At 67.4% G+C, this 12,919-nt stretch carries 12 protein-coding genes; 5 read left to right on the top strand and 7 right to left on the bottom strand.

Annotated elements, in window-relative coordinates; genetic code table 11:
• Window positions 1-30: 30 nt before the first annotated feature.
• Window positions 31-984, top strand: coding sequence for a DUF808 domain-containing protein (locus Q9R39_RS20305; protein ID WP_058252869.1), 954 nt, complete (start codon window positions 31-33; stop codon window positions 982-984).
• 51 nt (window positions 985-1,035) lie between these two features.
• Here the strand turns inward: Q9R39_RS20305 and Q9R39_RS20300 are convergent, their stop codons facing one another.
• From Q9R39_RS20300 to Q9R39_RS20275, 6 genes are all read right to left on the bottom strand, one after another.
• The gene (locus Q9R39_RS20300; RefSeq protein WP_058252811.1) at window positions 1,036-1,818 is read right to left on the bottom strand and encodes a sulfite exporter TauE/SafE family protein; all 783 of its coding nucleotides are present in this window, start codon (window positions 1,816-1,818) and stop codon (window positions 1,036-1,038) included.
• A 133-nt stretch (window positions 1,819-1,951) separates the two neighbouring features.
• Window positions 1,952-3,058: an ABC transporter ATP-binding protein gene (locus Q9R39_RS20295; RefSeq protein ID WP_078112571.1), complete on the bottom strand. Its 1,107-nt coding sequence runs from the start codon at window positions 3,056-3,058 to the stop codon at window positions 1,952-1,954.
• Window positions 3,059-3,113: 55 nt separating this feature from the next.
• On the bottom strand, window positions 3,114-4,001 hold the full coding sequence (locus tag Q9R39_RS20290; RefSeq protein WP_078112570.1) for a carbohydrate ABC transporter permease: 888 nt from the start codon (window positions 3,999-4,001) through the stop codon (window positions 3,114-3,116).
• On the bottom strand, window positions 4,001-4,954 hold the full coding sequence (locus tag Q9R39_RS20285) for a carbohydrate ABC transporter permease (RefSeq protein WP_058252870.1): 954 nt from the start codon (window positions 4,952-4,954) through the stop codon (window positions 4,001-4,003). The genes Q9R39_RS20290 and Q9R39_RS20285 overlap by 1 nt, the downstream gene beginning before the upstream one ends.
• Window positions 4,955-4,956: 2 nt before the next feature.
• Entirely contained in the window at window positions 4,957-6,315 is a 1,359-nt protein-coding gene (locus Q9R39_RS20280; protein WP_058252814.1) for a sugar ABC transporter substrate-binding protein, read from the bottom strand.
• Complete coding sequence (locus Q9R39_RS20275) at window positions 6,312-7,352, bottom strand: sugar-binding transcriptional regulator (protein ID WP_058252815.1); 1,041 nt, start codon at window positions 7,350-7,352, stop codon at window positions 6,312-6,314. Before Q9R39_RS20275 ends, Q9R39_RS20280 begins: the two co-directional genes overlap by 4 nt.
• A 150-nt stretch (window positions 7,353-7,502) precedes the next feature.
• Here Q9R39_RS20275 and Q9R39_RS20270 point away from each other — a divergent pair, with 150 nt between their 5' ends.
• From Q9R39_RS20270 to Q9R39_RS20255, 4 genes are all read left to right on the top strand, one after another.
• A complete protein-coding gene (locus Q9R39_RS20270) occupies window positions 7,503-8,558 on the top strand; it encodes an NAD(P)-dependent alcohol dehydrogenase (protein WP_058252816.1) in 1,056 nt (351 codons plus the stop codon).
• Window positions 8,555-10,030 (top strand): mannitol dehydrogenase family protein, encoded by a 1,476-nt coding sequence (locus Q9R39_RS20265; protein WP_311278050.1) that lies wholly within the window; start codon window positions 8,555-8,557, stop codon window positions 10,028-10,030. The genes Q9R39_RS20270 and Q9R39_RS20265 overlap by 4 nt, the downstream gene beginning before the upstream one ends.
• On the top strand, window positions 10,027-11,427 hold the full coding sequence (xylB, locus tag Q9R39_RS20260) for a xylulokinase (protein WP_311278049.1): 1,401 nt from the start codon (window positions 10,027-10,029) through the stop codon (window positions 11,425-11,427). The genes Q9R39_RS20265 and xylB overlap by 4 nt, the downstream gene beginning before the upstream one ends.
• Before the next feature lie 93 nt (window positions 11,428-11,520).
• Window positions 11,521-12,315 carry a methyltransferase domain-containing protein gene (locus Q9R39_RS20255; RefSeq protein WP_311278048.1) on the top strand — a complete coding sequence of 265 codons (795 nt, stop codon included), beginning with the start codon at window positions 11,521-11,523 and terminating at the stop codon, window positions 12,313-12,315.
• Window positions 12,316-12,435: 120 nt separating this feature from the next.
• Here the strand turns inward: Q9R39_RS20255 and Q9R39_RS20250 are convergent.
• A partial coding sequence (locus tag Q9R39_RS20250; protein WP_311278047.1) for a transposase occupies window positions 12,436-12,919 on the bottom strand: 484 nt, incomplete at its 5' end.

The following is a 12,919-nucleotide window of genomic DNA, read 5'->3' as shown; positions in this document are numbered from 1 at the left end:
AACTCAGTTCCTCGAATCCCGGAGGTTCACGTGGCCAGTGGTCTCGTCGCCCTGCTCGATGACATCGTGACCCTCACCCGGGCGGCCGCCGCATCTCTCGACGACATCGGCGCGGCGGCCGGTAAGGCCAGCGTCAAGGCGGCGGGAGTCGTGGTCGACGACACCGCGGTCACACCTCGCTATGTCCACGGGTTCACGCCCGACCGCGAGTTGCCGATCGTGCGCAAGATCGCCCTGGGCTCGATCCGCAACAAGTTGCTGATCATCCTGCCGGTGGCGATGATTCTCAGCCAGTTCCTCCCACAGGCGCTTCCCTACCTGCTGATCGCCGGCGGCCTGTTCCTCTGCTTCGAGGGCGCCGAGAAGGTCTGGGAGGCGATCGGCGGCGGCCACCACGCCGAAGAGCAGACCGCTGGCCAAGCCGGTCCGGAGTTCGAGAAGACGATGGTCAGCGGCGCGATCCGCACCGACCTGATCCTGTCCGCCGAGATCATGGTCATCTCGTTGTCCTCCGTCGAGTCCGAACCGTTCTGGACCCGTCTCGCGGTCCTCGTGGTCGTCGCCTTCCTGATCACCGCGCTCGTCTACGGCGTCGTCGCCGTCATCGTGAAGATGGACGACGTCGGGCTGGCACTGGCGCAGCGCGAGTCGCCGACGGTGCAGAAGATCGGCCGCGGTCTGGTCCGCGCCATGCCCAAGATCATGTCGACGCTGACGGTCGTCGGTATCGCGGCCATGCTCTGGGTGGGCGGCCACATCCTGATCGTCAACGTCGGCGAGGCCGGCTTCCATTGGCCCGCCGATCGGCTCCACGACGTCGAGCACTGGTTCGAAGAGCTGGTCCACGGCGGCTTCGGCGCCGTGCTGTCCTGGACGGCCGGCACCGTGCTCTCCGCCGTCGTCGGCCTCGTGGTCGGTGCCATCATCGTGGCGATCCTGCACGTCATCCCGCGGCGCAAGAAGGACACCGCCGCCGCGCACTGACCCGAGGCCCGTCGACTGGGCGTCGATTCACGTCGACCGTGCACCCCGGGATCACGCGAGCAGTCGCCAGAGGCCGATGAGCCCGACGACGACGATCACCCCGCGAAGCGCGCGGGGGGAGAGGCGCCGCCCGTACCTGGCGCCGAGGAAACCGCCGATGAGCGAGCCGACGGCGATGGCCGCCGCGGCCCACCAATCGATCCGGTCGAACGCGACCAGCGTGTACGTGACGGCGGCGACGACGTTGACCACCAGGGACAGCAGGTTCTTAGCCGCGTTCAGCCGTTGCAGGTGGTCGGGGACGACCACCCCCAGGATGCCCATCAAGAGGATGCCCTGCGCGGCGGTGAAGTAGCCGCCGTAGACACCGACGGCGAATGTGCCGAGGGTCATCGCCGCGATCCGCAGGGGACCGAGGTGCGATGGCGTGAGGTCTCCGCCGGGGGACGTGCGAGTGCCCACCCATCTCTGGATGTAGGGCTGGGCGACGACGAGGATCAGCGCGGCGACGAGCAGAATCGGGACCACGGTCTCGAACACCGTCTCCGGCAGATGGAGCAGAAGCCAGCAGCCGGCGATCGCACCGGTGAACGACGCCGGAATCTGCCACCGGAGTCGCGGCCACTGGCCCTCGAGTTCACGCCGGTATCCCCACGTTCCGGACACCCCGCCGGCGACGAGGCCGATCGCGTTGGACATCGTCGCGGTGACCGGCGGGACGCCGAACGCGACCAGCGTCGGGAACGTGATGAGGGTTCCGCTGCCCACGAGGGCGTTGATCGCGCCCGCCCCGACGCCGGCGACGAGTACGACGACTAGTTCCCAGATGGTCACAGTCTCCGAGGGTGCCCTCCGAGATCTACAGCGGCTGCACCGGGGTGGTTTCGACAGGGCTCAACCAGCGGAGAACAGGGCTCAACCAGCGGAGAACCTCGCGTCGCGAGACGACGCCCAGTCGACGGGTCGATCAGTTGATCCGGTCTCCGGTGGACGGGTCGAAGAGGTGCACCGCACTGTCGGACTGGCGCAGGCGGATACCCTCACCGCGCTTGGCCGGGGCCCGGTCGGCAGACCGCGCGACCATCACCATCGGATCGCCGTCGAGGTTGCGGACCGAGTCGTCGGCGAGGTTGGCGTAGATGTAGGTCTCGCTACCGAGTTCCTCGAGGAGAGCGACGTCGGCGTTGAGTCCGGTGCCACTGTCGGACAACGCGAGGTGCTCCGGACGGATGCCCACGACCACGGACTCCAGACCGGAACGACGCAGCGCGGCCTGCGCTTCGGCGTCGATGTCCACGGCAGCACCTGACACGGTGATCACGCCGTCGACGACCGGCGCCACGAAGAGGTTCATCCCCGGCGAGCCGATGAACCCGGCGACGAATGCGTTGACCGGGCGGTCGTACAGTTCCGTCGGCGTGGAGAACTGCTGCAGCACCCCGTTTTTCAGGACAGCGACACGATCCCCCATCGTCATCGCCTCGACCTGGTCGTGGGTGACGTAGACGGTCGTGGTGCCCAGACGCCGCTGCAGGGCCGCGATCTGGGTACGGGTCTGGACGCGGAGTTTGGCGTCGAGGTTCGACAGCGGTTCGTCCATGCAGAAGACCTGCGGTTCGCGAACGATGGCTCGCCCCATGGCGACACGCTGCCGCTGGCCACCCGACAGCTTCGCCGGCTTGCGGTCGAGGAAGTCGGTCAGGTCGAGCAACCGCGCGGCCTCGGCGACCTTGCGCTTGCGCTCGTCGGCGGGCACGCCCCGCATCTTCAACGCGAAACCCATGTTCTCCCCGACGGTCTTGTTGGGGTACAGCGCGTAGTTCTGGAAGACCATCGCGATGTCGCGGTCCTTGGGCGCGACGCCGACCATGTTGTCGCCACCGATCCGGATCTGACCCGAGTCGATCTCTTCGAGCCCGGCGAGCATGCGCAGGGCGGTGGACTTGCCCGAGCCCGACGGTCCGACGAGGACCACGAACTCACCGTCGTCGATGTCCAGGTTCAGTGAGTCGACGGCGAGTTTGTCCGCGCCGGGGTAGACGCAGCAGGCCTTGTCGTAGGTGATGGAAGCCATGATGTTCTCCGGTTTCTACAAAGGTGTTGTGCGAGTGCGTGTCAGAGGGAGTGGATCACTTGATTGCGCCGAATGAGAGGCCGCGGACGAGCTTGTTCTGGGCGATCCAGCCGCAGATGACGACCGGCAGCGCGGCGAGCACGGATGCGGCGGACAGCTGCGCCCAGTACAGGCCCTGGCCGGACATGAAACCGGTCAGGAACACCGGCATCGTCTGCGCGTTGACCGCGGTCATGTTGACGGCGAAGAAGAACTCGTTCCACGAGAAGATCACGCAGATCAGTGCTGTCGCTGCGATTCCCGGCGAGATGAGCGGGAGGATGACTTCACGCACCGAGGTCCACAGACTGGCGCCGTCGATGCTGGCGGCCTCGAGGAGTTCGCCGGGGACCTCGAGGAAGAACGACCGCATCATCCACACCGCTATCGGTAGGTTCATCGCGGTGTAGAGGATGACCAGCGTCCAGATGTTGTCGAGCATCCCGATCTCGCCGACGATCACATAGAGCGGGATGATTGCGGCGACGATCGGCAGCATCTTGGTGCTGATGAAGAAGAACAGCGCATCCTTGGTCTTGCGTACCGGGCGCAGCGACAGCGCGAACGCAGCCGGCACGCCGAGCAACAGCACCAGGATCGTCGACACGATCGTCGCGAACAAGGAATTCAACAGGGGTGTGGCGATTCCCGCGTCGAAGACGTCGCGGAACTGCTGCAGCGTGGGCTCGAAGAAGAAGGTCGGCGGGTTCGTCGCGGCGTCGCTCTCCTGCTTGAACGCCGTCAGCACCATCCAGAGCACCGGGAAGAAGAACCCGATCGCGAGGATCCAGGTGACGGCGGTGAGGGCTGCCTGGCGCGGTTGTCGACGACGGCGGATCTCGGTGCCGGACTGCGCGTCTGCCTCCCCGGCCGGCGTGCGGTCGGAGCGAATGTCGGTGGTCATCAGGCCGGCTCCTCTGTTCCGGAGAATGATTTGAAGATCAGTCGCAGGGCGAGCGTGGCGACGACGATCGTGCCGATCACCGTCACGACACCCATCGCAGCGGCCTGGCCGATGTCGAAGCCGAGGAACGCGCGCTGGTAGATGTAGTACGACAGATTCGAACTGGAGACACCCGGACCACCGGAGGTCATCATGTACACCGCGTCGAAGGTGTTCACCAGGTAGATGGCCCCGAGCACCGCACCCAGTTCGATGAACCGGCGCAGATGCGGGAGTGTGAGTTCCCGGAAGAGCCGGAAGCTCGTGGCGCCGTCGACGCGTGCCGCTTCCTGGATGTCACGGGGCATCGATTGCAGGCCCGCGAGGATCAGCAGCATCATGAACGGCGTCCACTGCCAGACCAATTCGGCCATCACGCTCATCAGCGGGAACTCCGACAGCCAGTCGGTCTCGATACCGAACGGACTCAGCGCCCAGTTGACGAGTCCGTTGGTCGGCGAGAGCAAGCTCGTCTTCCACAGCAGCGCAGCCGCCACCGGGGTCACCAGGAACGGCGTGATGAGCAGTGTCCGAACCACGCCCCGGCCCAGAAACTTCCGGTCGAGCAGAAGGGCGAACATCAGACCGAGGAGCACCGAGATGAGCACCGTGCCGACGATCAGCAGGATCGTGTTGACCGTCACCCGCCAGAACTGACTGTCGCCGAAGACCGCGACATAGTTGTCGAGACCGACGAACGCACGCGAATCCGGACGTACCAGGTTCCATGACTGGGTGGAGTAGTACAGCGTGAACACGAACGGGATCTGCGTGACCACGATCAAGAAGATCAGGGCCGGCAGGAGCGGGCCGCGACGCCGCCAGCCCTCGGCGCGCGTGACGTGATCACGCGAGGACGTCAGCGGTGCCTTCGGGGTCGTGTCGGGTGGTGGAGTGGAGACTGCGGTGGCCATGATCACTGCTCCCTTTGGTAGGACTTGCCGACGACCTGGGCGTACTCCTGTGCCTGGGCGAGCGCGTCGTCGACACTGATCTGACCGGCGATGGCTGCCGAGATCTGTTGACTCACCCGGGTTCCGAGGTCTTGGAACTCCGGGATCGCGAGGAACTGGACGCCGGTGTAGGGCACCGGCTCGAGGGTCGGCTTCAACTGGTTCGCTGCGCGCATCGCGCTCAGTGTCTGCTCGGCGAACGGCGCGGCGAGTTCCTTGTAGGCCGGCAGTTCATACGTGGACAGGCGGCTGCCCGGTGGGACGTGACTGGGCCCCAGGGACTCCGAGACGTACTCGATGTAGCTCTTGCTGGTCATCCACCGGATGAACTTCCACGCCTCGTCCTGGTGCTCGCTGCTGGTGGGGATGCCGAGCGACCAGGTGTAGAGCCAGCCGTTGTCTCCCTTGGCCATACTGGGCGCCGGCAGGTAGCCGACGTCCCCGGCGATCGACGAGGTGTCCGGGCTCTCGAGCACCGACACCGCCGAGGTCGCGTCGTACCACATCGCGACCTGGCCCTGCGACAACAGGTTTCCGCACTCCTGGAAGCCCGACGACGCGGCACCGGCCTCGCCGTGGTTCCGGACGGTGTCGACGTAGAACTTCACCGCCGCGGCGACCTCCGGACTGTCGAGCTGCGCGTTCCAGTCCTCGTCGTACCAGCGGCCGCCGAAGGCGTTGATCACCGTGTTGAGTGGGGCGAGCACCTCACCCCAGCCGGGCTTGCCGCGCAAGCAGATGCCCGCGGTGCGCTCGTTGTCGAGCTTGGCCGCCGCCTCCGCGACCTGTGGCCACGTCGGTTGGGCCGGCAACGACACCCCCGCCTCGGCGAAGAGCTTCTTGTTGTACATCAGGAACGACGACTCGCCGTAGAAGGGCGCCGAGTACATCGAACCATCGTGAGACAGAGCCGTTTTCAGCGTCGGGATGAAGTCGTCGGCGTCGTACTCGGGATCCGCATCCATGTACGGGCTCAGATTCACGAGCCAGCCGTACTCGCCCCACATCGGGGTCTCGTAGTTGCTGATCATCACGACGTCGAACTCACCGCCGCTGGTGGCCACCGATGCGGTGATCTTGGCCCGCGCCTCGTTCTCGGAGAGGGTCACGAATCGCACCGTGACGCCGGGATTCTGCTCCTCGAACTGCGTGGACAGCTTGACCGCGTCCTGCATCTGCGAGTTGGAGACCATCGCGACGGTGATCTCGCGACCACCGCCGCCGGTGAGTGAACCGGCGCCGGAGCAGCCGGTCAGCACCAGCGTCACGGTCGCGATGATCGCACCCAGCGCCCATCGCACTCGGTGTCGGGAGAACATCATTGTTCGCCTTTCTCTTGCACCACAAGCCATTCGGCGGTGGCGAGGTCGGTGACGAGAATGGTGGCGTAGCCACCGCGCAGTGCACCGAGGATGGACTCGCGACGGTGTGTGCCACCGGACACGAGGATCGATGTCGGGCAGGCCCGGACCGCGTCGAGCGACACCGAGACGGTCCGATCGACGAGACTGGAGGGCACCGCGACGCCGTGCGCGTCGTAGAAGCGTCCGCCGATCTCTCCGACCGCGCCGAGTTCCAGGAGTTCGTCGAGGACGACGGCATCGATGAACGAGCCCTCGAACAATGTGGTCGACGTCGACACCGACCCGACGCCGAAGAGCATCACCTGCGCACCGCGCGCCGCCGAGAGCGCCTGCGACAGAATCGAATCACGGTTCACGGCGGTGACCGTCTCCGGGTCGACATAGAGCGGTGCGACCAGCCGCAGCGGACGGGCATGAAGACGTTCGGAGAACCGGGACAGTGCATGGTCGACGCCGGTGTGGTACTCCACCGAGGTCATCGAGCCGTCCATCTGCACGACCCGCTGACATGACGCCGATGCGGCCATGGCGTCGGCGACAGCCACCTGCTCCGGCCCCCAGGTAAATCCGAAGGTGTCGGTCGCCTGGATGCGGCGGGTGAGCACCGAGGCCCCGGCGCGGCCGAGCGCGGCGTTGCCGGTGGTGGTGCCGTCGGCCACCTCGTCGATGACGAGCACCTCGTCGAGACCGAGGGTCTCCTCCACCGCGCGCTCGAGATCGGTGTGGATCGAGGCCGAGAGGTGCGCCGGCGCAGCCACGGACACGCGGACGAGGCCTTGCGCCCGGGCTCGCGCCACCAGCCGACCGGCGGTCGGCCGCGAAACGCCCAGGCGTGATGCGATCTCGGCCTGGGTGAGCCCCTCGAGGTGGTACATCGTCGCGGCGCGGACGAGAAGACGCAGGTCCTGGCCGGAGTCGGGAGTTCCGCGCGAGGCCGCGCGGACTGTCGAGACGGACGGCTCGCCGTCGTCGCTCGTCGACTTCCGAGGTGCCATGGTCGCGTGCCCCGTCCCTGTCGTCGCCGTCGCCCGTTGAGCCAACGACGGTGAGCATCTGCTCACTGGCGGTCAATGTGCTCAATAAGCTAGCATCCGGGTGTGACCCACGCAACAACCGATCGCCCCATAGCGGACGTTCCCGACGCCATGCGCGCCGCCGTCCTGCATCCCGATCTCTCGGTGACCACCGAAAGTCGCAGGTCTCCGCACCCGGAGCCCGGTGACGTCACGGTGGCCGTACGCGCGGTGGGGGTCTGCGGGTCCGACACCCACTACTTCCGGCACGGACGGATCGGCGAGTACGTGGTCCGCGAACCGCTCGTCCTCGGTCACGAGGCGGCCGGGGTCGTCGTCGCCGTCGGGGAAGGGGTGGACCCGGGCCGGGTCGGCGAGCGGGTGTCCATCGAACCGCAGCGTCCCGACCCGACCACAGCGGAGAGCAGACGCGGTGACTACCACCTGTGCCCACACATGCGGTTCTACGCGACGCCTCCGGTGGACGGCGCCTTCGCCGAGTTCGTGACCATCGGAGCCGATTTCGCGCATCCCGTGCCACCCGAGGTCTCCGACGAGGCCGCCGCCTTGTTCGAGCCGCTCTCCGTGGGCATCGCCGCGATGCGCAAAGCCGAGGTGTCGGTGGGCGGCTCGGTCCTGATCGCCGGCGCGGGTCCGATCGGCCTGATGGTGGCGCAGGTCGCCCGGGCGTCCGGTCTCGCGCGCATCGTCGTCAGTGAGCCCGATGAGCAGCGACGTTCTCGCGCAATCGAATTCGGTGCCACCACGGTGATCGAGCCCGGAACCGGGAGCGAACCCGTCGATGCCTTCGTCGATGCCAGCGGTGTCGCGGGTGCGGTCCGGGATGGACTGGCCCGGGTGCGTCCCGGCGGGCGCGTCGTCCTCGTCGGGATGGGCGCCGACTCGATGGAACTGCCGGTGTCGCTCATTCAGAACCGCGAACTGGTGCTGACCGGGGTGTTCCGCTATGCCAACACCTGGCCGACGGCTCTCGCGCTGGTCCGGAGCGGCGCCGTCGACCTCGATGCGATGGTCACCGCCCGGTTCGGACTCGACCAACTCGCCGACGCGCTCGACTCCGATCGCACACCCGGCACCATCAAAGCTGTGGTCTACCCGTCTATTTCTAGATACCTGCCCGGGCCCGCCGATACCGCCCCGAACGAGACGGAAGGAACTCGTCGATGAGCACACCCCTGAACAACGAGACGATGTCGGGCCTCGCCGGCGTGGACGTCCCGACCTACGACCGTTCGGGCGTCACCCCCGGGATCGTGCACTTCGGTGTGGGCGCGTTCCACCGTGCACACCAGGCTATGTACCTCGACCATCTCCTCGCCACCGACGCGTCGGCGAGCGGGTGGGGCATCTGCGGGGTCGGCGTCCGTACGGCCGACGCCGCGATGCGCGACGCCCTGGGGCCGCAGGACGGACTGTTCACACTCACCCTCAAACACCCCGACGGCGCCGTCGAGACCTCGGTGATCGGATCGATCGTCGAATACCTCTACGCTCCAGACGATCCTGAGAAAGTAATCGAGCGGCTCAGCGACCCGGCGACACGCATCGTCTCGCTGACGGTGACCGAGGGCGGCTACAACTTCTCACCGTCGACCGGCGAGTTCGACGCCACGAACCCGGACATCGTCGCCGACCTCGAGGCCAGTGCGCCGCCGCGCACCGTCTTCGGACTGGTGACCGAGGCACTCGCGCGGCGCCGGGACCGCGGTGTCCCGTCGTTCACGGTCATGTCGTGCGACAACATCCAGGGCAACGGCCACATGGCACGATCGACCTTCCTCGCCTATGCGCAGCTACGCGATCCGGAACTGGCCGCGTGGATCGAGACCAACACCCGGTTCCCGAACTCGATGGTGGACCGCATCACCCCGGCCACACCGCCCGAGTTGGCCGCCGAGGTCGCCGATCGCACCGGTGTCGACGACAACTGGCCGGTGGTCGCCGAGCCCTTCACGCAGTGGGTGCTCGAGGACGAGTTCTCGATGGGACGCCCCGCACTGGAGCAGGTGGGAGTCCAGGTCGTCGACGACGTCACCCCGTACGAGCTCATGAAGTTGCGACTGCTCAACGCCGGTCACCAGGCGCTGTGCTACTTCGGATATCTGCTCGGGTACCGCTACGTCCACGACGCGTCGTCCGACCCGGACATCCGGAACCTGCTGCACCGCTACATGACCGAAGAAGGCGCAACCACCCTCCGTCCGCTTCCCGGCGTCGACGTCGAGGAGTACATCGACACCCTCCTCGAACGTTTCGCCAACCCGGCGATCGGTGACACCATCGCGCGACTGTGCCAGGACTCCTCCGACCGCATCCCGAAGTGGCTGGTCCCGGTGATCCGCGAGCGCCTCGAACAGGGCCGGCGAAGCGACCTCGCCGCTGCGGTCGTGGCGAGCTGGACCCGCTACGCCGAGGGCACCGACGAGGCAGGGGAACCGATCGACGTCGTCGACCCCCTTGCGGCCGAACTCGTTCCGCGAGCGCAACGGTCCCGCACCGACCCGCTGGCCTTCGTCGCCGACCCCGAGCTGTTCGGTACCCTCGCCCAGGATCCGCTGTTCACCACTCCGTATCTGTCGGCGCTGGAGTCGTTGCGCAGCAAGGGAACCCGCGCGACACTGATCGACCTGCTCGCATGACGACGCTGGTCGCCGGGATCGATTCGTCGACCCAGTCATGCAAGGTGGTCGTCTGTGACGCCGACACCGGGCAGGTGGTGCGCACCGGGCACGCTGCGCACCCCGCCGGTACCGAGGTACACCCGGATCACTGGTGGGACGCACTGTGCACTGCGGTCGCCGCCGCGGGCGGCTTCGACGACGTCTCCGCGGTGTCCGTGGCGGGCCAGCAGCACGGCATGGTCTGTCTGGACGGGAACGGCCGGGTGGTCCGGGAAGCATTGCTGTGGAACGACACCCGATCCGCACCGAGCGCTGCTGCTCTCGTCGACGAGTTCGGCGGATCCGAGCAGTGGGCACGCTCTGTCGGGGTGGTGCCGGTGGCTTCCATCACCGCGACCAAACTCCGCTGGCTGGCCGACCACGAGCCGGCGCACGCCGACGCCACGGCTGCGATCTGCCTTCCGCACGATTGGCTGACCTGGCGACTGCGCGACAGTCACGACCTCGCCGAGCTGACGACCGACCGCAGCGACGCCTCCGGCACCGGCTATTTCAGCGCGGCGACCGGCGAGTACCGAACCGATCTGCTCGAAGCCGCGTTCCGCGGCCGTCGACCACTTCTGCCCCGGGTCCTCGGCCCCGCGGAACGGGCCGGCGTCACGCCGACCGGCGTCGTCGTGGGCGCCGGCGCGGGCGACAACGCCGCAGCCGCACTGGGACTGCACGCCGGCCCCGGGGATGCCGTTGTCTCCCTGGGCACGTCGGGCGTGGTCAGCGCCGTCGGCGACGTGGCGCCGAATGATCCGTCGGGTCTGGTGGCCGGGTTCGCGGACGCGACCGGGCGTCACCTGCCACTGGTCTGCACCCTGAACGGCGCCCCGGTGCTGGCGTCGACCGCGTCGATGCTCGGCGTGGACCTGGCCGAGTTCGCGCCGTTGGCCATGTCGGCTGAGCCCGGCGCGGGTGGCGTCACGATGGTGCCCTACTTCGCCGGCGAGCGCTCGCCGAACCTCCCCGACGCGACCGGCACGCTGACGGGGCTGACCGCGGCCAACTTCACCCCGGCCGCGATCGCCCGCGCGGCCGTCGAAGGCCTGGTCTCGTCTCTGGTGTTCTGCCGCGAACGAATCGAACAGCAGGGCATCGACGTCGAGCGTGTGCTGCTCACCGGCGGTGGCGCGAAGTCGGCTGCGGTACGCCACATCGCACCGGGTCTGTTCGGCGGCGAGGTCGTCGTCCCCGCCGACGGCGAACACGTGGCGCTCGGTGCGGCGCGACAGGCCGCGTGGGCCCTGACCGGTGAACTGCCCGCGTGGGAGACATCGACCCAGACGCTCACCGGGACGCCCACGCCCGAGGTGTACGCGCACTACCGGGAGGCCTCGCTCATGGTGGAACGCGCGGCGGGGCGGTAGGACTGCGGCGGCCCGGATACGCCGAACGTCCGGCGACCGTGCGCGCTTGCCGGGACAATGACCCGGGGTCGGTACACAACCGAGGAGTGAGCGATGGTCGATTGGGACGGTGACCGGTACGCGGACGTGAGCGCCTTGCAGCGCATGGTCGCCGAGGAGTCGATCGGCGACCTCGAACTCGCCGGGACCGAACGCCTGCTGGACATCGGGTGCGGCGACGGCTTCATCACGATGCTGCTCGCCGACCGGCTGCCGTCGGGCTCGGTCGTCGGCGTCGATGCCTCGCGCCGGATGATCGAACGCGCGCTGCTCCGGGTCCCGGCGGACCTGTTGCGCGTCCAGTTCCACGTCGACGACGTGCTTGCCCTGCCCTTCGACGACGACTTCGACATCGCGGTGTCGTTCAACGCGCTGCACTGGGTGCACGACCAAGGGGCGGCGCTGCAAGGAATCGCGCGCAGTCTCGTCGACGGCGGTCGGGCGGTGCTGCAGATGGTGTGCGCCACCGAGAGACCGAGTATCGAAGACGTGGCGATGGAGGTCGCGGCGCAACCGGAGCGGAAGCGCTACTTCGACGGCTTCGACGCGCCCTACGTCCACGTGGAACCGTCGCGGTTCGGGCAACTCGCCACCGACGCCGGGTTCATCGTGGACGACCTGACGGTGAAGGATCTGAACTGGCAGTTCGATTCGGTCGACGACTTCCGGGCATGGTTCGCGGTCGGGGCGTCGGATTGGACGAGCCGCCTACCGGACAGCGCGGTCGACGATTTCGTCGATGCGGTCATCGATCGCTACACCGACGTCGTCGGCGAGCCCGCACTGTTCCGGTTCAGTCAGTTGCGCGCCTCGCTGTCGAAACGCGCTCGCCTCGAGAACCTTTCCTGACCTTCCGGGCACCCCCGTCCCCTGATCCGAGAGAACGACAGCCCCAATGGTCCTTGAGGTGCGAGGAGCGATAGCGCCGCCCCCCGCTCCCTAATCCGAAGAGTTAGGTGAGGTGGCTGCTCAGGCCGCTCCGTGGGGTGTGATGGTGACGTCGTATCCGAGTTTGTGTAGGTCGTAAATGGCGCGGTTCTTGGTGCGTTCGGGGTGGCGTTGCTGGTGGTAGTCGGGGCCGGGTTCGTCGTAGACGACGTTGTCGGTGAGCATGATCCAGACCACGGTGAGCAGGGTGTGCTCGAGGGCGACGATCGCTTTGGGTTTGCCGCGAGAGCGGACCAGGCGCCGGTACTTGGCGTTGAGGAACGTGCCTTTGTGGCTGGCGATCGACAACGCTGTAGCACCGAGAGCACCTTTGAGGTGACGGTTACCGGGGCGGGTTTTGACGTTCTTGACCCGGCCGGCGGATTGGTGCTGGCCGGGACAGACCCCCGCCCACGAGGCCAAATGGCCTGGGGTGGGGAACTGGGCCATCTGGCCGCCGGTCTCGGCGATGATCACATCGGCGGTGGTGGTGGAGATACCCGGGATCGTGCAGATCAGGTCGCGT

Origin of the sequence: Gordonia sp. AC31, assembly GCF_031844505.1 — a bacterium.
Lineage (GTDB): Bacteria > Actinomycetota > Actinomycetes > Mycobacteriales > Mycobacteriaceae > Gordonia > Gordonia hongkongensis.
The sequence above is the reverse complement of the archived record's forward strand: the minus strand, read 5'-3'. Positions and strand labels throughout refer to the sequence as shown.

What these genes read in the sequence shown, in the direction of transcription:
- Q9R39_RS20295 (WP_078112571.1), bottom strand. Translation starts at nt 3,058, where the DNA reads ATGGCTTCCATCACCTACGACAAGGCCTGCTGCGTCTACCCCGGCGCG.
- Q9R39_RS20290 (WP_078112570.1), bottom strand. Translation starts at nt 4,001, where the DNA reads ATGACCACCGACATTCGCTCCGACCGCACGCCGGCCGGGGAGGCAGAC.
- Q9R39_RS20285 (WP_058252870.1), bottom strand. Translation starts at nt 4,954, where the DNA reads ATGGCCACCGCAGTCTCCACTCCACCACCCGACACGACCCCGAAGGCA.
- Q9R39_RS20280 (WP_058252814.1), bottom strand. Translation starts at nt 6,315, where the DNA reads ATGATGTTCTCCCGACACCGAGTGCGATGGGCGCTGGGTGCGATCATC.
- Q9R39_RS20275 (WP_058252815.1), bottom strand. Translation starts at nt 7,352, where the DNA reads ATGGCACCTCGGAAGTCGACGAGCGACGACGGCGAGCCGTCCGTCTCG.
- Q9R39_RS20270 (WP_058252816.1), top strand. Translation starts at nt 7,503, where the DNA reads ATGCGCGCCGCCGTCCTGCATCCCGATCTCTCGGTGACCACCGAAAGT.
- Q9R39_RS20265 (WP_311278050.1), top strand. Translation starts at nt 8,555, where the DNA reads ATGAGCACACCCCTGAACAACGAGACGATGTCGGGCCTCGCCGGCGTG.
- xylB (WP_311278049.1), top strand. Translation starts at nt 10,027, where the DNA reads ATGACGACGCTGGTCGCCGGGATCGATTCGTCGACCCAGTCATGCAAG.
- Q9R39_RS20255 (WP_311278048.1), top strand. Translation starts at nt 11,521, where the DNA reads ATGGTCGATTGGGACGGTGACCGGTACGCGGACGTGAGCGCCTTGCAG.